The 25449-nt window shown below is 31.6% G+C and carries 20 protein-coding genes and 1 pseudogene; 6 read left to right on the top strand and 15 right to left on the bottom strand.

The features are described from left to right. On the bottom strand, positions 1–684 hold the full coding sequence (locus tag ACKTSU_RS09225; RefSeq protein WP_408036092.1) for a GNAT family N-acetyltransferase: 684 nt from the start codon (positions 682–684) through the stop codon (positions 1–3). Next, positions 674–1564 carry a TIGR01777 family oxidoreductase gene (locus tag ACKTSU_RS09220; RefSeq protein ID WP_408036091.1) on the bottom strand — a complete coding sequence of 297 codons (891 nt, stop codon included), beginning with the start codon at positions 1562–1564 and terminating at the stop codon, positions 674–676. Before ACKTSU_RS09220 ends, ACKTSU_RS09225 begins: the two co-directional genes overlap by 11 nt. Positions 1565–1765: 201 nt before the next feature. Between ACKTSU_RS09220 and ACKTSU_RS09215 the strand changes: the two are divergent. The 3 genes and pseudogenes from ACKTSU_RS09215 (at position 1766) to ACKTSU_RS09205 (ending at position 6633) form a co-directional block, all read left to right on the top strand. After that, positions 1766–3004: pseudogene (locus ACKTSU_RS09215) on the top strand (DUF4331 family protein). Positions 3005–3090: 86 nt separating this feature from the next. Next, positions 3091–4386, top strand: a complete 1296-nt coding sequence (locus ACKTSU_RS09210) for a tetratricopeptide repeat protein (RefSeq protein WP_408036090.1) — start codon at positions 3091–3093, stop codon at positions 4384–4386. Positions 4387–4398: 12 nt separating this feature from the next. Next, a complete protein-coding gene (locus ACKTSU_RS09205) occupies positions 4399–6633 on the top strand; it encodes a TonB-dependent receptor (RefSeq protein WP_408036089.1) in 2235 nt (744 codons plus the stop codon). 118 nt (positions 6634–6751) lie between these two features. Here ACKTSU_RS09205 and ACKTSU_RS09200 read toward each other — a convergent pair whose 3' ends face one another. The 5 genes from ACKTSU_RS09200 to ACKTSU_RS09180 form a co-directional block, all read right to left on the bottom strand. Beyond that, positions 6752–7549: an anti-sigma factor gene (locus ACKTSU_RS09200; RefSeq protein ID WP_408036088.1), complete on the bottom strand. Its 798-nt coding sequence runs from the start codon at positions 7547–7549 to the stop codon at positions 6752–6754. Further along, on the bottom strand, positions 7549–8076 hold the full coding sequence (locus tag ACKTSU_RS09195) for an RNA polymerase sigma factor (protein WP_408036087.1): 528 nt from the start codon (positions 8074–8076) through the stop codon (positions 7549–7551). Before ACKTSU_RS09195 ends, ACKTSU_RS09200 begins: the two co-directional genes overlap by 1 nt. 34 nt (positions 8077–8110) lie before the next feature. Continuing rightward, the gene (locus ACKTSU_RS09190) at positions 8111–8677 is read right to left on the bottom strand and encodes a YdeI/OmpD-associated family protein (RefSeq protein WP_408036086.1); all 567 of its coding nucleotides are present in this window, start codon (positions 8675–8677) and stop codon (positions 8111–8113) included. A gap of 3 nt (positions 8678–8680) precedes the next feature. Then, positions 8681–10009: a M28 family peptidase gene (locus tag ACKTSU_RS09185; protein WP_408036085.1), complete on the bottom strand. Its 1329-nt coding sequence runs from the start codon at positions 10007–10009 to the stop codon at positions 8681–8683. Positions 10010–10100: 91 nt separating this feature from the next. Beyond that, positions 10101–10484, bottom strand: a complete 384-nt coding sequence (locus tag ACKTSU_RS09180; protein ID WP_408027786.1) for a DUF6249 domain-containing protein — start codon at positions 10482–10484, stop codon at positions 10101–10103. A 138-nt stretch (positions 10485–10622) separates the two neighbouring features. On the opposite strand from ACKTSU_RS09180, the gene ACKTSU_RS09175 reads away from it, so the two are divergent. Both ACKTSU_RS09175 and ACKTSU_RS09170 read left to right on the top strand, forming a co-directional pair. Next, positions 10623–11207 (top strand): RNA polymerase sigma factor, encoded by a 585-nt coding sequence (locus tag ACKTSU_RS09175; RefSeq protein WP_408036084.1) that lies wholly within the window; start codon positions 10623–10625, stop codon positions 11205–11207. Continuing rightward, positions 11194–11607 (top strand): hypothetical protein, encoded by a 414-nt coding sequence (locus tag ACKTSU_RS09170; protein ID WP_408027784.1) that lies wholly within the window; start codon positions 11194–11196, stop codon positions 11605–11607. The genes ACKTSU_RS09175 and ACKTSU_RS09170 overlap by 14 nt, the downstream gene beginning before the upstream one ends. Positions 11608–11611: 4 nt before the next feature. On the opposite strand, the gene ACKTSU_RS09165 is transcribed toward ACKTSU_RS09170, so the two are convergent. From ACKTSU_RS09165 to ACKTSU_RS09135, 7 genes are all read right to left on the bottom strand, one after another. After that, complete coding sequence (locus tag ACKTSU_RS09165) at positions 11612–12784, bottom strand: nuclear transport factor 2 family protein (RefSeq protein ID WP_408036083.1); 1173 nt, start codon at positions 12782–12784, stop codon at positions 11612–11614. A 169-nt stretch (positions 12785–12953) separates the two neighbouring features. After that, positions 12954–14768, bottom strand: coding sequence for a DUF885 domain-containing protein (locus tag ACKTSU_RS09160; RefSeq protein ID WP_408036082.1), 1815 nt, complete (start codon positions 14766–14768; stop codon positions 12954–12956). Positions 14769–14817: 49 nt separating this feature from the next. Further along, positions 14818–15438 (bottom strand): SGNH/GDSL hydrolase family protein, encoded by a 621-nt coding sequence (locus ACKTSU_RS09155; RefSeq protein WP_408036080.1) that lies wholly within the window; start codon positions 15436–15438, stop codon positions 14818–14820. A 123-nt stretch (positions 15439–15561) separates the two neighbouring features. Continuing rightward, positions 15562–17451: a molecular chaperone HtpG gene (gene htpG / locus ACKTSU_RS09150; RefSeq protein ID WP_408036079.1), complete on the bottom strand. Its 1890-nt coding sequence runs from the start codon at positions 17449–17451 to the stop codon at positions 15562–15564. 135 nt (positions 17452–17586) lie between these two features. Further along, entirely contained in the window at positions 17587–20007 is a 2421-nt protein-coding gene (locus tag ACKTSU_RS09145; RefSeq protein WP_408036078.1) for an alpha/beta hydrolase family protein, read from the bottom strand. A gap of 74 nt (positions 20008–20081) precedes the next feature. After that, positions 20082–21155, bottom strand: coding sequence for a phosphotransferase enzyme family protein (locus ACKTSU_RS09140; protein ID WP_408036077.1), 1074 nt, complete (start codon positions 21153–21155; stop codon positions 20082–20084). Then, entirely contained in the window at positions 21146–22039 is an 894-nt protein-coding gene (locus tag ACKTSU_RS09135) for a nucleotidyltransferase family protein (RefSeq protein WP_408036076.1), read from the bottom strand. The genes ACKTSU_RS09140 and ACKTSU_RS09135 overlap by 10 nt, the downstream gene beginning before the upstream one ends. 70 nt (positions 22040–22109) lie before the next feature. Here ACKTSU_RS09135 and ACKTSU_RS09130 point away from each other — a divergent pair, with 70 nt between their 5' ends. Further along, positions 22110–23912, top strand: a complete 1803-nt coding sequence (locus ACKTSU_RS09130) for a sodium:solute symporter family protein (RefSeq protein ID WP_408036074.1) — start codon at positions 22110–22112, stop codon at positions 23910–23912. A gap of 67 nt (positions 23913–23979) precedes the next feature. On the opposite strand, the gene ACKTSU_RS09125 is transcribed toward ACKTSU_RS09130, so the two are convergent. Continuing rightward, on the bottom strand, positions 23980–25371 hold the full coding sequence (locus ACKTSU_RS09125) for a Gfo/Idh/MocA family protein (protein WP_408036073.1): 1392 nt from the start codon (positions 25369–25371) through the stop codon (positions 23980–23982). Between the last annotated feature and the right edge of the window lie 78 nt (positions 25372–25449).

The following is a 25449-nucleotide window of genomic DNA, read 5'->3' as shown; positions in this document are numbered from 1 at the left end:
TTAGATTTTAGTTGAATGGTAGTACCACCAATTCATATCACGGGTAAGTTGGTATCCCAATTTTTCATAAAGTCCAATGGCAGGATTTCCTTTGGTGGTATGTAACATAGGATGTTTTCCATCTTTGATAATTTCTTGAGTAACAAAATGAGTAAGCTGTTTTGCTAATCCTCTTCTAGTGTAGTTAGGGTGAGTAACTACGGCACTAACTTCGACAAAATTATCTGTTTGCATACGTTGTCCAGTAATAGCTACAAGTTGATTGTCTTTAAAAACACCAAAGTATTTTCCCATATCAAAAGTTCGTTTTTTGTAATATCCAGGCATTACTAACCAAATCAAATTATAAATTTCATCGATATGATTTTCGGTTAGTTGAATAATTTCTTCTGAAATTTCTAGCTCAACCAAATTATCAAGAACCATTTGGCAACCGTCAATTTTTTTATCTAACTTAATGTAGTTGTTATTGAAGGTTGGAGTCTCATTTTCAGAAACTAAAAAGAATTTATCAGTTAGTTTAGCATATTCATTAAGAGCCGCTGCAGTTTTAGAACTATTTGTAAAAGCTCCAAAAGGACAAATTTTTGGGTCGTAAAATTTTACTTCATCATAATCAATTACAAACTTTTGATGTGTTTCACATAGTGAGTGCCAAACAGGATTTTTAAGCTTATTTTCCATTATAAACATTGTTTAAAGCTGATTGTAAATCAGGAAAATTAAACGAATAGGATTTACTTACTTTTTTAGCAGAAACTCTACTGCCATTTAACAAAATATAAGCCATTTCACCTAACGCAGTTTTTAAAACAAAAGAGGGAATGTTGAAGGGAAATAGAGTTTTTTTTAACGTTGTAGCCAACGTTTTAGTAAAAATTTCATTGGTTTGATGCTCTGGTGCAACAGCATTAAAAATTCCTGTAAACTTTTTGTCTTCTACAGCTTTTATATACAAAGCACATAAATCATCTATGTGAATCCAAGGCATGTATTGTTTTCCACTACCAAGTGAAGATAAAAATAAAGGAGTATTCATTTTTTGCAAAGCACCATCGCTTTTAGTAAGCACAATGCCTGTTCTTAAGATAGTTACAGGAATATCTAAATGTTCAAATTTAAGAGCTACATTTTCCCATTTTACACAAACTTTTGAAATAAAGTCATTTTCAGGATCGTCTTCTTCAGTAAAAATTTCATTTGATGTAATAGCTCCATAATAACCAATAGCCGATGCTGAAATAAATGCTTTTAGAGGTGTTTTATATTCTTGTACTTTATTAAAAAGTAAACTGGCAGTTTTTACTCTACTGTCAATTAGTTCTTGCTTTCGTTCGTTCGTCCAGCGTTTATCAGCAATTCCAGCCCCAGCTAAATGAATAATATGGCTCACATTAGTAAAAGCATCTTTATCAATAAAATTTTCTTTAAGACTCCAACGAAACTCATTGTTTTTTTTAGGATTCCTACTAAGAATGTTTACAACATGTCCTCTGTTGGTTAATTTTTTAGTTAACTCTTTGCCTATTAAACCGGTTCCGCCTGTAATTAAAATAGTAGCCATAGTACTCAAAAATAAACAATCCTTTTTTAATAAAAGAAAAGAGCTTAGTGAAGTTTTTTTTAAAAAGAAGAAAATAGAAATTGATTGTTTTAGGAGGTGTGAAATTTTATTTTTTGAAAAAAATGAAAAAATAAAAAACCGTGATTGTGTTTTTCTCGTAAGTAAGGTTGAAAGAGTAATTAACTATTAAAATTCTTAACAATGAAAAAACTAAAATTAATTATTGGAACAAGTGCTCTAGCACTAGCAGGATTAATGTTATTAGCAGCCGATCATATTGATGCTCCTGATGTTACAGGAGGCTCAAGTGATATTACTGATTTTTATGCCTTTCAGGGAGAAAACACAAACAATCTTGTATTTGTAGCAAACATTCAAGGTTTGTTAAGCCCTATGGCAACCGCGTCAGCAGAATTTGATGAAAATGTATTGATTGAATTTAACATCGATAACAATGATGACAAAGTTGAAGATTTAGTAATTCAAGCAATTCCAAGAGATGGGAAAATGTATTTTTTTGGCCCTTACAGTCCATCAACAACAGGTTTAACAAGTACGTTACCACAAGATGGATCAGAGTATGGGGTTTCTGTTACACCTTACGGAGCTAATGCTATTATTGGTAGTAAAGGAGGGATGCAATTTTTTGCAGGACCTAGAGACGATCCTTTCTTTATGGATTTTGCGCAATATGGTGAAATTATAGCAGGAAATGCTGGTGGTTTTAACGATCCTGGTGCAGATACTTTTGCAGGTACAAATGTATTATCAGTAGTAGTAGAGGTTCCAAAATCTATGATTGGAGGCTCAGGAACTATTAATACTTGGGTAGAAACTAAAACAAAGCAGTAAAAACAATCAACTTTAAAAATAAAAGATATGAAACTTAACAATATAAAAATCTTAGCAATTTCAATCCTATCAATTTTAGCCTTAGCAAGTTGTAGTGATGACGATAATAATATGCCACCAATGGCTTCAATAGACTTTTCAGGAAGCTATATGCAAAAAGACCAAATGGGTAGACCAGCAGTAAATACTGTTTTTGTTAATAGTAACATGAAAGATGCGTTTAATGTAACAATTCCGTCAGAGCAAGGAGCAAACTTTGCTGCTATGTTTGAAACAAATTTAAAGGCATTAAGTCCTGCTTATGCTAATATGGGAGATACGAATGCTTTGGGGTTAGATGCTGCAACTTTTGCTAGTGTTTTGGCTACCGATGTATTAACTGTTTCGTTAGACGGTACAACTACTTTTTATGACGGCACAAATGTATTAACAGGTAGAGCTTTAGCTGATGATGTAATTACAGTTGAATTATTATTGATTTTTGGAGGAGAAGATTTTTCTGAAAATCCATCGTTGTCAGATGATCATGTAGATGCTAATGATAAAAACTTTTTAACATCTTTTCCTTATTTAGCCAATCCATGGTAAAAGAAGTATTCCAACTTTATATAATTAAAATTGGTTGCTGATAAGCAACCAATTTTTAAGAAAAAACTAACTTAAAACCTTCGACAATGAAAACTTTTAAAATAATTATATATACTATTTTAACTAGTGTTATAGTAGGTTGTTCAACTTCAAAAAAAACACAAATAGCAGATAAAAGAGATTATAATAAGTATATCCAAAACATAGAAACTGCATCAACATCTTTAGCTCACACTGAACTTAACTTTTGGCAAGAAAAGTTAAAAGATCAACCAACACAGTATCCGTATTTAAGTAAGCTAGCAAAGGCAAACACATTATTGTTCTCAGAAAAAGGAGATATTTCTTATTTGATAGAAGCAGAGCAAAAGTTGCTAGAAATCAATCAAAAAACTAACTACAATAAAGCATCCCATATAAGATCTTTAGCAAGAAATTATATTTCTCAGCATCGATTTAAAGAATCGTTAGAGCTATTAAAAAAAGCAGAAATAAACGGAGAAAACCTTAATGCTACTCAGAAAATGTTGTTTGATGTTTATTTAGAGTTGGGAGATATTCAAAATGCTTCTGAATACTTAGCAAAAATTGAAGATTACTCTGATTTTGATTATTTAATAAGAGTTTCTAAATGGTATGATCATAAAGGATATTTGTCTTCTGCAATTCGTTTTATGGAAAAAGCAATGAAGAAAGCAGAAGAAGCAAACGACAAAGATTTAAAAGTTTGGAGCTATACTAATTTAGCTGATTTTTATGGGCATAATGGGCAAATACAAGACTCGTATAATTTATACCTGAAAGCATTAGAGCTAGATAATAGTAATGCTTATGCAAAAAAGGGAATTGCATGGATAGCTTATTCTCACGATAGAAATGCAGATGAAGCGTTACGTATTTTGAAGGCAATCACTAAAGAACATTCAGCACCCGATTATTATTTGTTAAAGGCAGAAATAGAAGAGTTTAAGAATAATTTAACAAAAAGAGACAGCTATCTTGAAGTATATTTAGCGTCTGTAAAAAATAGCTTATATGGTGTAATGTATCATCAGCACTTAGCTAAGTTGTATTTAGAAGAGTATAACGATACAACAAATGCATTATCATATATAGAGAAAGAAATAGATAGTAGACCTACCCCCCAGTCATACGATTTATTAGCTTGGTATTATTATAAAAACAGAGAGTATGAAAAAGCTTTGGATGTTGTTAATACCTATGTTGTAGATAAAAGTTTTGAACCAGAAATACAGTACCATATAGCTGAAATTTACAAGGCAAATGGAATTTATGATAAAGCCATAACTTTAAAAAATGAACTATTAGAAAGTTCTTTTGAGTTAGGCCCTCTAATGACAGAAAAAATTTTAAATATTTAATCCCCTTATAGTTTGAAATTAAAAGTTTTACTTCTTGTAGTAGCGCTATTCGTATGTAGCACTCAGTTATTCTCGCAGCAATTCAAAGGAAAAGTATTCAATTCTAACAATAAACCTTTAGAGGATGTTTATGTGTACAATACAACTAGTAATACCCATACACATACTAACTTAAAAGGAGAGTTTACCTTAGATAATTCAAAAGAAGGTGATAATGTAGAGTTTGGAATTTTAGGATACAAAAAAATTAATATTGAATTAAAGAAAGAGGATTTAAAAGATTCGAAAACAATAGTTTTAGAAATGAAAGATTTCTTGTTAGATGAAATGGTTTTGTCTAATAAGAGAGATCCGTTACAAACTATTGTTAAGGTAGATTTAGATAAAAAACCAGTAAACTCATCTCAGCAAATTTTACAACGAGTACCTGGACTCTTTATAGGGCAACATGCAGGAGGAGGAAAAGCAGAACAAATTTTTTTAAGAGGTTTTGATATTGACCATGGAACTGATATTGCATTATCGGTAGATGGAACTCCTGTTAATATGGTTTCTCATGCACACGGACAAGGATATAGCGATTTACATTTTATTATTCCTGAAACCATTGAGAAAATTAACTTCGGAAAAGGGCCTTACTATGCTAATAAAGGAGATTTTAATACGGCAGGATATGTTGAGTTTAAAACAAAAACATTTTTAGAAAATAGTCAGGTTGAAGTAGGTTTAGGACAGTTCAACACTTTTAGAACTTTAGGAATGTTTAATTTGTTAGATAAAAACAGCACAGATAATGCGTACGTAGCAATTGAATATTTAGAAACAGATGGTTTTGTCGAATCTCCACAGAACTTTAGCAGAATCAACTTGTTTACAAAGTATAGAACCTTTTTAAAAGATAATAGTAGTCTAGCATTATCAGCATCGCATTTTACCAGTAAATGGGATGCATCGGGTCAAATACCACAAAGAGAAGTAGACAATGGTAATATTACTCGTTTTGGCGCTATTGATGATACTGAAGGTGGAACAACATCACGAACAAACATAAATTTAGAACACTCAAAAGTTTTAAAGAATGATGTTAGTGTAACCTCAAATGTTTTCTATTCAAATTATAATTTCAATTTATTTTCAAACTTTACTTTCTTCTTAGAAGATCCTGTGAACGGAGATCAAATAAAGCAAACTGAAAACAGGGATGTTTTCGGATTTAACACACAGTTTAAAAAGAAAACATATTTATCAAATACTCCTGTAGAACTTACTTTTGGAACAGGTTTAAGAGCTGATATTGTTGATAATTTAGAGCTATCGCATACACTTCAAAGAAAAGAAGTATTAGAGCAGTTACAGTTGGGTAAGGTGAATCAAACAAATTATTATGCTTTTGTAAATAGTGAGTTTGAGCTTGGAAAATTTATGGTAGCACCAGCAGTACGATTGGATTATCTAAAATTCAATTACAACGATTACTTATTAGATGAATATGAAACATTTTCAAAGTCACAAGTAGTTGTAAACCCTAAAATTAATGTAACCTACACTCCAAGCACTAAAATTCAATGGTTTTTAAAATCAGGAATTGGGTTTCATTCAAACGATACAAGGGTAGTGGCTACCCAACCTAATAAAAAAACATTACCAAGAGCTTACGGTATTGATTTAGGAACTGTTTGGAAACCTACACAAAAGTTAGTTTTTAATACAGCGTTATGGTATTTATTGTCAGAAGATGAATTAGTTTATGTTGGAGATGCTGGGATAGTAGAACCTTCAGGAGAGGCTCAACGTTATGGTATCGATTTAGGACTTAGATATCAATTAACAGATTGGTTATATTTTGATAGTGATGCAACTTTTACAAAAGCAGAAAGTGTTGATGATCCTTCAGGAGAAAATAATATTCCTTTAGCACCTAAAGTAACGGTGACAGGAGGAATATCCTTAAATGATTATAAGAATTTTTCAGGAGGAATACATTACAGATATATAAGTGATAGACCTGCAAATGAAGATAATTCAATTGTTGCTGAGGGGTATTTTATTACTGATGCAAATCTTAGTTATAAAATAAATAATATAACATTAGGAGTTGCACTAGAGAATATTTTTGATGTAGCTTGGAACGAAACACAGTTTGCTACGGAATCAAGATTAGAAAATGAGCCAAATCCAGTAGAAGAAATTCACTTTACACCAGGAACGCCTTTTTCAGCAAAAGCTACAATACGATATACTTTTTAACAATAATGTTGTCCGGGGGGACTTCTAGTAACGTTGTCATTTTTGAAGGTTAAATGGCAACAAAGATATAGCCGCTTTATGCGGCTATATTGATTTATAAAGTTTAAGGTAAATAATATTATACTGCTCCTAAAGTGTATAATTGTTCTAAGGTTGGTGTTTTACTACCACCAGCAGGTTCTAATGTTATTCCAAACGCTTGGGATTCGTTAGGGTTATTAATAGTGAATATTTTACTATCGTTCGCTGTAAAGTTATCTATGGTGCCTAAACTAGTAGGAGAAAGCGGATCAAGTTTTAAAGACCATACTTGATAAACTTTTCCTTCTGGAGGATCAGGTAAACCTTGAACATCTAAATAAATATTTTTAGAGTTTTTGTTCCAGTATACTTTTGCATAAGCTTCAGGGTATACTTTCTGTCCTTGTAAAGGAACCGTAACTATGTCTTTATTTCTTATTACTGCTAAAAGTTTTTTATTTTCAGCTAAATCAGCATTAGTTTCATCTAACTGAATTTCATATTGTTCTTTAGCTTCATTTATAGTGTCTATTTTACCTTGTAAATTAGCACTCTTATTTAAAGATAAAACTAAAGAACTACCAACAACCAATACCGCTGCCCATCCTGTATAAGTACTCCAGTTTTTTCTTGTTATTTTTAAAGAAAGCATTTTTATAGCGTCTTCCTTTTCTTGTAACATTTTAATTAAAACATCTTTAAAAGATGTTGCACTATTTTTTGGAGCAACATGAGCAGTAAGGGTTGAAATTGTTTTTTCAATTTCTTTAATTTCCTCTAAAATTTCAGGATGCTTCATCATTAAGCTATATACTTGCTCATTTTCTTTTTCAGAAAGTGCACCAGCTATGTAGAGTTCTAATATTCCAGATTCTATGTGTTTATCAGCTTCCATTATTTCAACATAATTCTTAATTCGTTAATACAATTTCGATTCCTAGTTTTTACAGTTCCAAGAGGTATATCTAAACTTTCAGAAACTTCTTTTTGTGTAAAACCTTTAAAGTACAGTAGTTCTATTACTTTAATGCAAGTTTCTTTTAATTTGTTTACAAAGTTTTTAATACCAATAGCATCGGTTTTTATATCTAAACTATCGTGATTCTCTAATATATCTACGAAAAATTCGGCATCAAGGTTTTTAGCATTGTTCTTAAAATTTTTAGACCTCACTTTATCTATAGCTGCGTTTCGAGCAATATTGATAATCCAAGTAAAAAAACGTCCTTTTTTTTCTGAATAAGATTCGGCATTATTCCAAGCTTTTATAAAAACGTCTTGGGTTACTTCTTCGGCAATGGATTGTTCTCTAACAATGTTAAAAACGACACCTTGCACACTTTCGTTGTAAAGATCGTACAGCTTTTCAAAAGCTTTAACGTCTTTAGCTTTAAATTTTTTGACGAGGGATTCTAGTTGCATATAGTTAATTGATTGTACAACAATATACTAAAAATCACCTAGACTTTTTATTGATAGCACACAAACGTATGATTTCATAAATTCGCTTTGTTCTTGTAGTTTCTCTTTTAGCTTGACTTAACCAATATAAATAGCCTTTACGGTAAGAAGGTGCAAAATTTTGATAGTTGTCAAATGCTACTGTATTTTTATCAAATTCAACTTGTAAATCTTCTGGAACAATTAAATTTTCTACGGAATCTAAGGCAGACCAAGATCCGTTCTCTTTAGCAATTTTTATAGAAGAAATTCCAGAAGCATGCATTAAATCTTGCGTTATTAATTCTTCAATGTATTTTTTATTTAGAGCACTCCAAACACTTTTAGGTTTTCTAGGAGAAAAATATTGTCGTCGTTTACCATCACCTAGGCTTTTTACTGTGCTATCAATCCAACCAAAACATAGCGCAACTTTAACCGCTTCTTCCCAACGCATACTAGGTATATTAAGGTCAATTTTATAAAGAATGAGGTGTACACCATCACTTTCATTGTGGTTTTCTAACAACCATTCTCGCCATTCAGTGTCTGTTTTAAAATAAAGATGAGGTTTGTTATCCATGAATTAACGTATAATTTTTGAAGGAAATGAAACAATACTTTCGTGCCCGTTTTTTCCTACTGTACTTACTCCAAAGAAATAATTATCAATAACAATTCCGTCTAAAGTAAATTCAGTAATGTTTTCTACATATTTAAAATTATCCCAAGTTGGAGAAGTAGTATCTCTCCAATAAATTTTGTAGCCTTTCGCACCATCAACTTTATCCCATTGTAATTTAGCAGATGCTTCAACAATACCACCAATTCCTACATTTTTTGGTGAGGGTGGGGCAGCAGCAATATTCGCTAGGTTGATAGCATTTACAGCTGTTAATTTTTTAGCATATTCAAAATTCACAAATTGTAAGCGATCTCCGTATTCAATACCATTTTCAGTTCTAATATCTTGGTGTTGTTGCGTATAATTTTCGTGAGCTTCCATAATTCTAATACCCGCAAAACCAGCATCGTTAAAAGGTCGGTGATGCCCACCTCGACCAAATCTATCTAAACGATAAATCATTTTCGGATTCATTTCAGGCATATAAGTTCTGGTTGTTGTATAGATATAGCGAGCTAACTGACGTGAAATACCGTCCACCTCACCACCATAAAAACGACGAGCTTTTCGTTGTTGTTCAGTTTCGGTTGGAGGTACAGGTTCAGAAAAGATTCTAAACGTACGATTGTCAATTACACCATCAACCCCTTTAATATTTCCAATCATATCGTTGTTTAGTACTCCAATGATATTCCAATTATTTTCGTTAGCATAATTAGCTAAACCTTTTCCACCAAATAAACCTTGTTCTTCACCTGATAGTCCTACATAAATAATACTGTTTTCAAATGTATAATTACTTAAAACTCGAGCTGCTTCAATAGTTCCAGCCATTCCAGAAGCGTTATCATTAGCACCAGGTGCATCATCAGTGAAATTATTAGGATCGGAAATTCTTGAATCAATATCACCACTCATTACAATGTAATTGTTTGGATATTTAGTTCCTTTTTGAATAGCCACTACATTCACCACCCAAACATCTTTGGTAATTCTACTGTTGGTTCCTTTTTTAACCAAGTCTTTTTGATAAAATACCCCCAAGCAGTTATTACAATCAGAAGAAATTTTGTCAAATTCAGCTTTTATCCAACGACGAGCAGCGCCAATTCCACGTGTATTAGAAACAGTATCACTTAAAGTATGACGTGTACCGAAGTTAGCTAATGTTGTGATATCTGTCTTAATTCTTTCAGAAGAAACAGCATTGATAATATCATATATTTTGGGATCTGTTTGCGCTGATAATGTTATAGAAATTAATAAAAAGAATATGGCTAGTTTTTTCATGTTAAAGAGTTTAGCTTACTAAATTACAAAACAAAAAAGAGAATGAAATTGCATTCATTCTCTTTTTACTTATTTATTTGGAGAGTTAGGTTTATTCGTTGTCCAATTTTTTAGTTTGATTAAATCCGATTAACAAAGCACCACCAGCACATAGAAAAATAGAAGCTACAAAGAAAATTTCAGAATCAATAGCATCTGTTGGGCGTGTTTCCCAAGGACCACTGTAACCAAAGAAAGAACTTAAAATAGCACCTAATAAAACGCCGACACCTATTCCCATAGCTAATAAGGCCAAGTTTAAGATAATAACTCTTCCTGTTAATGTAGAACGCTTTTTTTCGCCTTGCATAAAAATTTTGGCATCTACACCTTTTTCAATTAAAGCTAAACGTTCTTTATTTCTTGTTGAATAGAATAAATAAAAGATTCCGAATATTACTGCAAACAAAAACATAAATACAATTGCTACTTCCATATTTTTAAGTTTAAAATGATTATTTTTAATGTGTTTGCAAGTATGACAGTTGTACTTTAAAAAAGGTTACAGAAAATTTTCACTTTTTTTTGATAAATACTTGTAACCTTTTCTAAAAAGATACGGTCATAGTATAAAATGACTATTATTAACGATCAAACTTACATAGATAAAACTCTTGAAGGAGATGCTAATGCTTATGCTTTTTTAGTAGAAAAGTATAAAGTAATGGTTTTTTCGTTAGCGTTAAAAATGGTAAAGAGAAGAGAGGAAGCTGAAGAAATATCGCAAGATACTTTTATCAAAGCTTATAAGAATTTAAGCAAGTTTAAAGGAGAATCAAAATTTTCTACTTGGTTATATAAAATAACGTATAGAACTTGTTTAGATAGTTTGAAAAAGAATAAAGAAAGATATAATACTGATGCAATTGATGAAGTTACTATTAATAGAATAAAATCTACGGATAGTATTTTAGAAGGTATTGAACAAAAGGAAAGAGCACAAGTAATAAATAATTGTTTGTTAAATTTGTTAGAAGAAGAACGTTCTATATTGTGGATGTTTTATTTTGAAGAACTAAGTTTAAAGGAAATAGTAGAGATTACAGGCTTTTCTGAAGCTAATGTTAAAGTAAAATTACATAGAGCGAGAAAGAGTTTACTGAGTATAGTAGAGAAAAAAGTAGAACCAGAATTGATTAATCATTATGGGAGAAAATAAAAACATAAAGGAGTTAGACGCTTTTATAAAAAAGTATATCAACGAAATAGAAGAGGAAACACCATCTATTGATTTTACTGCAAATATTATGGGTACTATTTTAAAAGAAGAGCAATCTTCTATTTATAAAGCTACACCATTAATTTCTAAAGAAGTATGGGTTGTTTTAGCTAGTGTGTTAGCTGTTAGTATGTTGTTTGTGTCAAAAGGAACTTCATTGAATTGGTTGAAAATACCCAAGATGAGAATAGATTACTTATCAAATATTCAAATACCTAATTTATTTGAAAACATTACAGTATCTAATCTAATGCTGTGTGCGTGTTTCTTTTTTACTGTAATGGTTTTTGTACAAATCTATTTTTTAAAAAATCACTTTACTAAAAGATTAAAAATGTAAACTATTACCGAACAAACCTAACCACACTAATTTTTCCATTAACTATTTCATAAATGGCAACAGCATGAAAGGTAGCTCCGTTTGCTGTAACTTCTTCTTCATCTATCACTACATTTCCTTTAACTACTCTACTAATAATTTTACAGTGTAAATCTTTTGTAGCTTCAAACTTAGGAGCATATCGTTTACGCATTTCTTCAATACCTTCATATTCTAATTTATTTGGGTAGCTATACACTTTTACATCCTTAGCGTAAGGTTTTAAAAAAGCGTCTATATCTCTTTTATTATAAGCCTCTAATTGTTCTTGTGCTAAAGATCTAGGTGATACTTCTGCTACGATTGCTAGTTTTGTTCCCTCAGGATTTGCCATAATTCTTGAAATATTATTGATGTTTTCATTTTTAAACTGGTGAAAAACAGATACCTTTTTGTTAGTTCTAGGGTTGTATTGAAAAATCATGTTTTGATAAGCAATTAACAACGTACCATCAGGAAGCCAACAAACATCTTGACTTGTTCCTGTTGAAATGATTTTTTCAGTTTTTTTAGAAATAGGGTTTAATGACCAAACTTCCCATTTTTTACTATTTTGTTTCATAAAGCTGACCAAGTTAGAGTTTGGAATTTTATGAAATGAACGTCCAGTTTGTTTAGCTACAGAGATGTTTGTGTTCTTTTTTAAGTCACTAATATAAAGTTCAAGAGTATCATTTACAATTACTGAAGAAATTATAAGGTTTTTATTATACCATATAGGGTATGCTACTACTAATTCTTTAATTACTTCTTTACTTTTACCTGTTTTAAAGTTATACTGATAAAAACGTTGTAAGCCATTATCATCTAAACGTACAGCAGAAACATCTTTTGAGTTGGGAATTCGTTGAGGAGAATATTCACCTCCATTAGGCGTATAATTAATAAAGCTCTTAGTTCTGTTATCAATAGAATATTTTACAATATCGGTTTGTCCATCTCTATTGGAAGCAAACAGTATAGTGTTGTCATCATAAAAATAAGGTTGGCTATCATATCCTTCATTATTTGAAATGTTTTTTCCATTGGTCACCTTCCATTTTCCATCTTCAGAATTGATATCAAATAAATGAATTTCGGTATTTGTTTGAGCAAAAGTAAAGGAAGTAATGAATAGGGAGTATAATAGCTTTTTCATCTGTTTATTTTTATCGTTTTTTATTGGTCCGATGTAATTCGCCAACAAAAATTTTGATAAGGGTCAATATTCCTTATGGCTCATTTCATAATAAATAAATTCAGGTCTAAAATACTAAAAAAGTCCGCTCTGAATAGTTAGAACGGACTTTTTATGAAGATTTACAAAGTTACTTTTGAGAAGCTATCCATTTGTCGATTTTGTTTTCTAAAAGCGCTAGAGGAATACATCCTGTTTCTAAAACCTGATTGTGAAATTCTTTAATGTCGAATTTATCACCTAATTCCTTTTTAGCCTTAGCACGTAATTCACGGATTTTTAATTGTCCGATTTTATATGATAATGCTTGTCCAGGATTTGCCATATAACGCTCAATTTCAGAGATAATACTTGCTTCACCTTCCGCTTCATTATCTAATGAATATTGAATCGCTTTTTCACGACTCCAACCTTTAGCATGTATTCCTGTGTCAACTACTAAACGAATCGCTCGGTGCATTTCCATACCTAACATTCCGAAGTATTGATAAGGATCGGTATATAAACCTAATTCTTTTCCTAAATTTTCAGTATACAATGCCCAACCTTCACCATAAGCACTGTACCATAAAGTTTTTCTAAAATCTGGTAAGTCTTCATTTTCTTGCGTTAATGAAATTTGATAATGGTGCCCCGGAATAGCCTCATGCAAAAATAAAGCTTCATCAGAAAATACATTGTATTTAGTAGCATCAGGAATTGGTGTATAGAAAACTCCAGGACGAGTTCCGTCTAACGAACCAGGGTTGTATTCAGCACTTGCTGATGCCTCTCTGAATTTTTCAGTTTGCTTTACCACAAATGGAGTTTTTGGCTTGTTACCAAATAACTTTTCTAATTGTGGCTTCATTTTTTGGTGAATCGCATTAAAATTATCAATAATTTGTTGCGGCTCTGTATATGGCATTAACTCTTTGTTATTACGAACAAAATCAAAGAATTCTTTTAAACTTCCTTCAAAACCAACTTGTTCTTTTACTTTTTCCATTTCTGATAAAATTCGAGCAACTTCTTTTAGTCCTAATTCATGAATTTCATCAGCAGTCATATTGGTAGTTGTGTAGTTTTTGATAGCGTGTTGGTAATATTCTTTTCCATTAGGAATATCAGAAATACCACTACTTTCTCTACCAGCAGTTAAATAATCATTTTTCAAGAATTCATACATGGCTTTGAATGACGGAATTAATTTATCATTCAAAATATTGGTATATGCTTCTGTTAGTCTAGTTTTATCAGCATCAGAAAAATCAGCTGGTAAAGCGTTTATTGGAGAATAGAACAAATGCTCAGAAAAATCTGTGATTCCTTCAGATGATTTTTTAACAACAGTTAGGCTTTCAAATTGAGGAATTACTTTTTGGATTAATGATTTTGGTAATACATATCCTTCTTCGACTCCTTGTTGCATACGTTCTTTAGCTGATTGTAACCACGTATTGTATTTGTCTAATCTACTTAACCAATTGTCGTAATCTTCAACTGTTTTAAATGGTTGTGCACTACTACCACTAGCCAATTGCCCCATAGTAAGGTTAATTGTCCACATTTGGTTAATAGGCATTAATAAGTCATTTTTATAACTAGCTTGTGCCAATGCCATATCACAGTCCCAATCCAATACAGCTTTACTCATTTGTTGACTTTCGGTTAAGTCAGCATCATTAAAATTGCTAAGTTTTGTTTTGTAGTTTTTGAAAAACTCATTGCTTTTCGCTTGATATTCGTCTGAAAGTGTGTTAGGAAACTGATCGTTAAAACGATTGTCACCAGCAAAAGTTGCATTTACAGGGTTTAATTGTAATTTTCCTTCGTTATAGTCTTTTAGTAACTGATTAAACTCCATATTTTCTGGAGTAGTAGTGTTAACCGCTTCTTTTTTTTCTTGTTTGCAAGAAGAAAGAAGAGTAGCGGTAGCTACAATGGTTAAAAGGATTTTCTTCATGATTATATTTTTGAATGTGAACAAATATATCAAAAAGAAAAAGAGAGGGTTAGGTTGTTAATTGTGATTTACTAAAAATAGCCTCTTTAATTAGGTTAAAAGCTTTTTCATGTCCCTCTGCGTTAGGATGAACCCCATCATAGGTAAGTAAATTCTCTTTAACAATGTCAAATTTGCTATGTACATCAATAAAATGAATGTCTTGCTTTTGAGCTATTGATAATAAAATGTCATTATATCTTAAAATATCTTTTAGTAACCTCTTTTTAATATTATTATCGTCTTCTATAACTGGAAGTATATTGATTAAATAGACAGTTGCATTGTGTTTTAAGGCATGTTCTATACATAAATTAAGATTGTCGCGAAATTTTTCTAAGGAAACTGCGTTTTTACCATTTAATAAAGCAATATCGTTAGCACCATATGCCAATGTTACAATATTGTTCCCGTCTTTCAAAAGTCTTGTATTGAATTCGTTAGCAAACCTTTTAACTAAGCCTTCTGTTGTTTCTCCTCCAATACCCATGTTGAAAACACAAATCTCATCTTTTCTGGTTTTTAGAAAAAGTTTCATGCAGTGAGCTTTTAAACGATCTGCCCAACCACCTTTATCACTGTCATTTTCGCCTCTAGTAATACTATCTCCAAAACAAATAATATGCGTCATAATCTCAGTTTATTGCTGTTTTTTTAGTGAAACGAATCTAATGTATTTTGTAGAGAATTAAAAACAAAAAACCTCTCTGTACATACAAAGAGGCTTTTTAAATTTATCTATGGAAGTTTACCATTATTTAATTAGTTCATATGAACGTTTAATAAAGTTGGTTAACTCTTCACCATGTAATAGGTTTTGAGATAACTTAGCTAAATCAAATGCTTGTGTAACTAATTGTTTCTGCTTGTCTTCATCAGCATTTAAAATTTCCGATACTAACTCGTGATTAGTATTTACTACTAAGTTGTACATTTCTGGCATGTTACCCATTCCCATCATTCCGCCACCACCAGTAGCACTCATTTCTTTCATACGGCGCATGAATTCTGGTACAGTAATTATGAAAGGAGAAGCATTAGAATCCATTGCCTCTAGCTGTACTGTATAGTTTGTGTTGTTTACAGCTCCTTCAATAACTGGCTTTAATTTCTCTTTTTCTTCGTCAGAAAGTTTAGAAATTACTGTATCGTCTTTCTTAATTAAATTGTCAATATGGTCAGCATCTACACGTTTGAACTGCACTTTAGCTTCACCAGACTCCATTTCTAACTTTTGCATTAAATGCGAAACGATAGGAGAGTCTAACAACAATACTTCGTATCCTTTTACTTTTGCATCTTCAATATAACTATGTTGCGCATCTTTGTGGGCAGCATATAAAACGATATGATTTCCGTCTTTGTCAGTTTGGGCATCTTTGGTTTTTTCAACTAATTCGTCAAACGTAAAGAACTTGTTATCAACAGTAGGGTATAAGGCAAACTTCTTCGCTTTATCAAAGAATTTTTCTTCCGATAACATTCCATACTCAATAATAACCTTGATATCGTTCCATTTTTGTTCAAAATCTTCACGGTTATTTTTGAATAAAGAAGAGAGTTTGTCTGCTACTTTTTTAGTAATGTATCCAGAGATTTTTTTAACGGCTCCGTCAGCTTGCAAATAAGAACGAGAAACATTTAAAGGAATGTCTGGAGAATCAATTACCCCTTTTAACATTTGTAAGAAATCAGGAACAATTCCTTCTACGTTATCCGTTACAAATACTTGGTTTTGGTACAATTGGATTTTATCCTTTTGCATATCCAAGTTCTGCGTTAACTTAGGAAAATATAAAATTCCTGTTAAGTTGAATGGATAGTCTACATTTAAGTGAATGTGGAATAAAGACTCTTCAAATTGCATTGGATACAATTCACGGTAGAAGTTTTTATAGTCTTCATCTTCTAAATCCGCAGGTTTTTTTGTCCAAGCAGGATCTGTGTTGTTGATAATATTATCAACAGTTATTGTTTCTGGTTTTGCATCTTCAGCAGCATCTTCTGGTAAAGGTAAAGTTTCTTCTTTAGTTCCAAATTTAATTGGTACTTGGTTAAAACGGTTGTATTTAGTTAACAGCCCGCTAATTTTACCTTCTTCTAAAAACTCAGTAGAATCTTCAGCAATATGTAATACGATTTCAGTACCTCTGTCAGACTTGTCGTGTTCCACTAAAGTATATTCTGGCGAACCATCACATGTCCAGTGAGCAGCAGGTTCGTCTTTGAACGATTTAGTGAAAATTTCTACTTTATCAGCCACCATAAAAGCTGAATAGAAACCTAATCCAAAGTGACCAATAACACCTGTTTCGTTTTTATCGTCTTTATACTTTTCTAAGAACTCTTCAGCTCCAGAAAAAGCAATTTGGTTGATGTATTTTTCAACCTCTTCCATTGTCATACCAAGACCTTGGTCTTTGATAGTTAAGGTTTTGGCATCTTTATCAATGCTTATTTCAATTTTAGCGTCGCCTAATTCTGTTTTAGCTTCACCAATAGAAATAAGGTGTTTTAATTTAGTAGTAGCGTCAGTTCCGTTAGAAATTAACTCACGTAAAAAGATTTCGTGGTCAGAATACAAGAATTTTTTAATCAGTGGAAATATATTTTCAACCGATACATTAATGTTTCCTTTACTCATAAGTATATATTTTGTTTGATATTATTTTCTGTGGATTGAATAGTCAAAAAAAATACCAATTAAAAAATTAGTGACAAGATGACATAAAAAACGCCTTTACTTTGAGGTAAAGGCGTTCAGCTTAATTTTTATGGGTTAGTTTATTTTTCTGTTTTTAACATGTTTTTCTAACCATTGATCTTGTTCCCAAAGCATATGCATAATAGATTCTTTAGCTCTATAACCATGACTTTCTTTAGGAAGCATAACAAGTCTAACAGGAGCTCCAAGTCCTTTTAATGCGTTAAAATAACGCTCACTTTGTAAAGGATAAGTCCCTGAGTTGTTATCTGCTTCTCCATGAATTAATAAAAGAGGTGTTTTCATTTTATCTGCATGCATAAAAGGAGACATGTTATAATATACTTCTGGAGCTTCCCAATAATTACGCTCTTCACTTTGAAAACCAAAAGGAGTTAAAGTTCTGTTATAAGCTCCACTTCTTGCAATACCAGCTGCAAATAAGTTAGAATGTGATAATAGGTTTGCAGTCATAAAAGCACCGTAAGAATGCCCGCCAACAGCAACTTTATTACGATCAATATAGCCTAATTCATCAACAGCATCTATTGCTGCTTTCGCATTTCCTACTAATTGTTTTATAAAAGTATCGTTAGGCTCCTCTTTTCCTTCACCTACAATAGGAAAAGAAGCATCATCTAAGACTACATAACCTCTAGTTACCCAATAGATAGGTGATCCGTACCAAGGGTAGGTAAATTCATTTGAACTAGATGTACTTTGTCCAGCACTACTTTTATCTTTAAACTCTCTTGGGTAAGCCCACATAATCATAGGATACTTTTTTCCTTTTTCATAGTTACTTGGTAGGTATAAAGTACCAGATAACTCTAATCCATCCTCACGTTTGTACTTAATAACCTTTTTATAAATATTTTGAAGACTTTTGAAAGGGTTTTCAAAGGTTGTTAATGGGGTGATAGGAGTAGATTTCTTTTTAATATTTCTTACAAAATAATTAGGGAATTCACTTTTAGATTCTATACCAACTATAATTTCTCCTTTTTTCATATCTAAAGAAGTTACTATACTTTCAACTTTATCCGTTAGTTTAGATTGGTATAATCTTGATGTTTTTAATGTTTTTAAGTTTAACTTATCAACAAAAGGAAATTTTCCTTTTTTGCTATAACCATCTCCAATTAAGAAAACATTGTTATCAATTATATCTAGTGTATATTGACCATACTCATTACGTTTCGTAACGAATGAACCTGGATCACTGTATCTATCTTGATAATTTCTGTCATAAATAGTAACAGGTTTTATAGAGTTTTTTGAAGGGTTGAAGAAATAAGATTTTGTATTTCTTGTGTTCCACCAATAATCTTCTGCTATTGCAGTGTTGTTATTACCCCAATTTATATTACTAAAACGACCAACCGTTTTAATTAACGATTTTGCTTTACCATTAAATGGTGCTTCTAATTCAAAAACTTCATCTCTGTAAGGTACTTCGTTTTCAGGGTCTCCTTCATCTAAAGCTTCAGCCCAGAAAATAGTTGAAGGTTTATCTCTACGCCAACTTAAATTTCTTTTACCTTTTCTTACAGCCATAAAACCTTTAGGTAAATCTTCTATTAAAGGAACTTCAAGAACCGTAGTAATTAGATTGGCATTTGTATCATAAATGTTAGTTTTGGCAGGGAATCTAAAATAAGGGACTAAATACGAAAAAGGCTTTTGAATAATGGTAATCATAACATAATTTCCATCAGGAGAAAAAGAAACACTTCTATACATATTATCTTCCATCCAAGTACTTTTATTCCCGTTAAGGTCTACTTTTTGTAGTTCAGACAAAGCTAACTGCTCAAAATTATGTTCGTCAGTTTTGTTTTTAAGAAGGTCTTGATAAGTTCTGTTTTGCGCTTTTTTTCCTTTTTGATTAACTGAAACAGTTGGCCCAGAAGGAATACTAGTTTTAGTATCAATTAATTCTTTTCTTTCTTTAGAAATAAATTTAACTAATAAAGAGTTACTATCTTTAAACCAAGAAAAAGGTCTTCCCATATTAGCATTAAGGGTAGCTGAAGTAAGTTTTTTTGCTTTTTTAGCATTAATATCTAGAATCCATAATTCTACACCAGTAGAAGTTGTATTCGTGAAAGCCATTTTTTGTTGATCTGGAGACCAAGAAAAGTTCGCATAACGACCTTTAGCTGGTAGCCCAGTAACAGCACTTTCAGTTCCTTTTTTACCAATTCTGACTTTTATATCATTGTAATAACTTTGTCTACTGTTGATATTGGTTTTAGGATTAATTCTTAATCCTCCCAAACGCATTTCTGTTTCTGATAAGGTTTCAATACTCTTATAATTGTTAGAATATAAAAACACAATGTTTTCAGCATTTTCGCTCATCCTTATTCTAGGAGTAGATGGAGCATCAGCAAGGTTTAAAATTTCTTTAGGCGGTTCTTGATATCCTATGTTTTCTTGAGAAAAACTAAAAAAGGAAATACCAATAAATAATAGTAAGCTAATTTTTTTCATATTAATTGTAAATGTTTAACTTCAAATATAAGTCCTTGATTTATAGATGAAAATTTGTGGATGTTAAAATAAACTTAAGGTTTGTTATAAATGGTTTTTATAAAGGTTTCAATAAAAGCTTTTTGTTCTCTAATTTTTTCTACCAAGGTAAATTGGTTAATAGCTCTATCTAAATTATGTTCAGGATGTTTAGTTTTATAATAAACATCATTATTTAAGTAATCAGTTAAAAAACGTAGCCCCATAATAAATGTCATAATTTGAATACTTATTGGAAGGTAGTTTACTTCTTGTTTAGAAATATTGCTAGCTAAATTTTTTAGAAAACCTTCCGTATAACTTTTGAAATAATCGGTATTAAATTTTATCTTAGAAAGAGTAGCTTCATCTTCCTCAGCAGTGTTGCAGATAGTGCGTAAAGCATCACCATAATCAAAATGTATACATCCTTTCATTACAGTGTCTAAATCAATCATACAAATAGCTTTATCGTTGGTGTCGAATAAAATATTTGAAATTTTAGTATCATTATGAGTTACTCGTAACGGAATTTCTTTTTGATTGATAGCACGGTCAAGTACCATCATTTCTTTTTTGTAGGCTAACGCGAAATCAATCCATTTTTTGGCTTGTTCTTTTCTTGTTTTTGAAGCTGAAACTAGAGCCGCTTGAAATTCTTGAAAACGGAAAGACATCGAATGAAAGTTGGGTAATGTTTCTACCAAATCGTTTTCGTAATCTGATGTCTGTGCTAAAAACTCAGCAGTAATTAAGCCAGCTTGATACGCGATATCGTTGGATTCGACTTTTAAATAGGTTTGAGAGTTTTCAATAAACTCAGACAAGTTCCAAAGATGGTTATCATCATCTATCAGATAATAGCTATTTTCTTTGGAAGGAATAAAATGAATTGTCTGTATCCCTTTTTTTGATAAATGTTGGGTGATTTTTATTTTGTTACGAATAACATCGGTAGCTTTCTTAAAAACATTTGTGTTTATTCTTTGCAGTACATAATTTACTCCTTTTTGAGTAATAATTAAGAAAGTATCGTTAATATGCCCAGAATTGAACGTTTCAAAACGTTTAAAGGTATGTTTTGTTTGAAATTGCTGAAAAATAGCGGTTAATTTTTTTTCTAACTCCATAAACTTTCAGGATATATACCGTCTTTTTTTAATTCAGTTATTTTAGAAATCACCGCCGATTTATCTTCCTTATAGGTAACTCCTAACCAGCTTGAGTTAGTCTCTAAAACTTTTACGGTTGCTTTTTGAATTTCTAGTAAATGATTTACTACACTAGGTAGGAAAAATTCTTCTTTTTCCGTTTGATAGTTTTTCTTCAAAAATTGATAAAACAGTGTATCCATTTCTTGAAAAATAGTTGAAGTAAATCCCCAAAAATTCATTGAAACTAAACTGTTTTTTTGAATTTCCTTTTCTTGATTGTTTTCAGAATAAACGATATGGTTGTTGACTAAACTAATATTGGTACGTTCAATAACTCTTTTTAAATAATTATCTGAGTCGAGATAACATTCTCCTCTTGAAACGCTTCCGTTTTCAGAAAGTGTATTTTGAATTTTAAATCCGACCATGGCATATTCACTAGAAGAAGGATCAGTTTTTTTTAAAAACTCAGCCATTTTTAAAAAAGCATTAGCTCCATAAAAGTCGTCTGCGTTGATTACACAGAAGTTCTCCTTAACTACATCTTTAGCGGTTAAAAGAGCGTGAGCTGTTCCCCAAGGTTTTACTCTGTTATTATTTTTAAATTCTTCCGGAATATTGGTTACTTCTTGACAAACAAACTCTACCTTAATTTTGTTTTGAAGTTTAGGTAAATACAAGGCTTTTATGGTTTCTAAAAAATCTTGCCGAACTACAAAAACTACTTTTTTAAAGCCACATTTCACAGCATCATATATAGAAAAATCTATAATAGCTTCATTTTTATTACTAATAGTGTCCAATTGCTTTAATCCGCCATATCTAGTTCCCATACCAGCAGCAAGAATAACTAAAGTCATAATATTTATTTAAAAAGCCCAATATAATTTAATATGATTGATTATTTTGGTCGACATTAAATTTTATTTCATGAACTTAACTACGATTGATTATACTTTTATCTTTATTTTTTTCAGTATTACATTAGGAATAGGGATTTGGGTTTCAAAAAAATCAAAGCAAAGTACTTCTGAGTATTTTTTATCGGGTAGAAATATGCCATGGTGGTTGTTAGGAGTTTCAATGGTTGCCACAACTTTTTCGACAGATACTCCTAATTTGGTAACAGATATTGTTAGAACCAATGGTGTTTCTGGAAACTGGGTTTGGTGGGCTTTTTTGCTAACAGGAATGTTAACCGTTTTTATTTATGCGAAATTATGGAGAAAGAGTCAATCAACGACAGATTTAGAGTTTTATGAACTTAGATATGGAGGAAAACCAGCTAAATTTTTAAGAGGATTTCGTGCACTATATCTTGGAATATTTTTTAATGTTTTAGCAATGGCTGGTGTAACCTTAGCCGCTATAAAAATAGGGGAGGTAATGTTAGGTTTAACTCCAATTCAAACAATAGGAATTGCTTCGGTAGTTACAGTGATTTTTAGTGCTATAGGTGGATTTAAAGGGGTGGTGTACACCGATTTTTTATTGTTTTTTGTTGCTATGATTGGAGCTATTGGAGCTGCATTTGTAGCAGTAAACCATCCTGAAGTAGATGGTTTAGAAAATTTGTTAACGCATCCTAATGTAGTAGATAAATTATCAATACTACCAGATTTTAATAACAAAGAATTATTGATTTCAATTTTTATTATTCCCTTAGCAGTACAATGGTGGAGTGCTTGGTATCCTGGAGCAGAACCAGGTGGAGGAGGGTATATAGCCCAAAGAATGCTAGCTTCTAAAGATGAAAACCACGCTATTGGAGCAACTTTTTTCTTTAATATTTTACATTATGCTTTGCGTCCATGGCCGTGGATTATTGTAGCATTAGCTTCATTGGTGGTATTTCCTGATTTAGCGAGTATAAAAGAAGCTTTTCCGAATGTATCAGATGACAAATTGGGGCATGATTTAGCATATCCAGCTATGTTAACATTCTTACCTAGTGGATTAGCAGGTGTTGTGCTTACATCGTTAGTAGCAGCATACATGAGTACAATTTCTACTCATTTAAATTGGGGAGCTTCTTATATAGTAAATGATTTTTACAAGCAAAATGTAAATCTGGATGCTAGTGAAAAAACATTGGTAAATGTAGGGAAATTAGCAACCGTAGTTTTAATGATTTTTAGTGCAATACTAGCTTTACTATTTACCAATGCGTTAGAGATTTTTAAATTTATATTAATGTTTGGTGCAGGTACTGGACTTATATTTTTATTGCGTTGGTTTTGGTGGCGTATCAATGCGTGGAGTGAGATTTCGGCAATGATAGCATCAGGGATTTTTTCACTGATATTTTATTTTAATGCTGAATATTTATTTGGAACAGAAGGAGTGTTTGAAAGCTATTGGCAATTTCCATTAGTGGTGTTGTGTACTACTATTGTTTGGGTGTCGGTTACTATGTTAACGAAACCGGAAGATGATGAAGTACTGATTAATTTTTATAAGAGAATTCAACCTAAAAAAGCTGGATGGATGTACGTGTTAGCAAAAGCAAAAGAGAAAAATATTGAAATAGATGAGCAGAAAGAAACGGTTAATTTAGGTAATGGTTTATTAGCTGCTTTTACGGGTTGTATTTTAGTCTTTAGTAGTTTGTTTGCAACTGGAAATTGGATTTACGGAAATTATACAATTGCTATGGTGTTAACAGGAATTGCATTCGTAACAGTATATATTCTACTGGGGTTGTGGAAGAAGATTAAAGTGAATTTTCTATAAAACAGATAAAAATAAATATTAAAAAAAAACACTAACTCGTTACAAGTTAGTGTTTTTTGATTATAGATTAAATATCTCTTAACATTTCTGATTTGTTGTTGTTTTTCCAGGTTCCACCTGTAAAATCTGGAACTTTAATAGAGCTACTGTTCTGTGCTACAGATAACTCAGAAAGAGGTGTAATAGCACTCCATAAAACACTATCATAGACATTAATATCTAATGGTAATCCTTGATTTAAACATTTAATTAAGCGGTAAATCATCACAAAGTCCATTCCTCCGTGACCTACAGAGTTGTCTGAAATTTGAGTTTTTAGTTTGTCCCAAAGTGGATGGTTGTATTTTTCTCTGTATTCTTTGTATTCTTCTGGCTTTAACCATTCATGCCCCCACCAAGCTAATTCTTCATCATTAATATACAATTTAGAAGGGTATCCTTCATGTACAGCTTTTGTACCTACTACAGTATTTAAACGATCGTAAGGTCTACCTGTATGTACATCAAACTGCAGCATAATAGTTTTGCCTAATTTAGTTTTTATCATTGTGGTATTCATATCACCACATTTAATATTAGAAAACTTATTTATTCCTGCATGTTTGGCAGCGTCGCTTAAACTTTTTTCACGAGAACTCATAGATACCACATGGTCGTAGGTATCACCACGTCCAATATCCATATACTGGCTTATTGGCCCTAATCCATGTGTAGTATAAAAGTTACCATCTTTATTTAAGTGGTGTTTTATTCTCCATTGGTCTTCGTAGTATTTTTCATCTAATAAATGCTTACGTAAATCATGAATATAAGCGCCTTCAGCATGCGTTAAATCACCAAATACACCTTGGTTGACCATATTCAGTACCCAAAGTTCTTCATTATTAAAACAACAGTTTTCTAACATCATACAATGTTTTTGGGTACGTTCTGCGGTTTCTATCAACTTCCAACAATCTTCTAAGGTATAAGCTACAGGAACCTCGCAGGCTACATGCTTGCCTTGTTCCATTCCATATAAAGCCATTGGTGTATGCCATTCCCAAGGAGTAGCAATTATTAATAAATCGATATCATCACGTTCAACAACCTTTTTCCATTCTTCAGGATTTCCATAATAAGCGTCAGCTGTTTTACCATGTGTTTTTTGAAGATGTTCGTTTAGCTTGTCTGTTTTTTCTTTGCGTAAATCAGAAACAGCTACAATTTCAGCGTTATTATTTTTTACCAACCAATCAAACATTTGCACTAATACTTGTCCTCGGTTTCCACAGCCAATAATTCCAACATTGACTTTGTCTATTTTAGGAGCAGCTAAACCAAAAGCACTTCCTTTTGCGGTTTTATTTAATAGAGGAATGGTTTTTTCGTTTGTTTCTTCTTTACACGAAATAGCAGTTGATAAACCAAAAAACATAGCAGCTTTGGTTGATAATGAGAGGAAATCTTTTCTGTTCATAAATAATTAGTTAATATTTGTAGTTTTATGTCTTTTTGTAAAGGTATTAATTAATTACTATTTTTACGGGCTGCAATT

Source organism: Tenacibaculum aestuarii, from assembly GCF_964510395.1.
Lineage (GTDB): Bacteria > Bacteroidota > Bacteroidia > Flavobacteriales > Flavobacteriaceae > Polaribacter > Polaribacter aestuarii.
The sequence above is the reverse complement of the archived record's forward strand: the minus strand, read 5'-3'. Positions and strand labels throughout refer to the sequence as shown.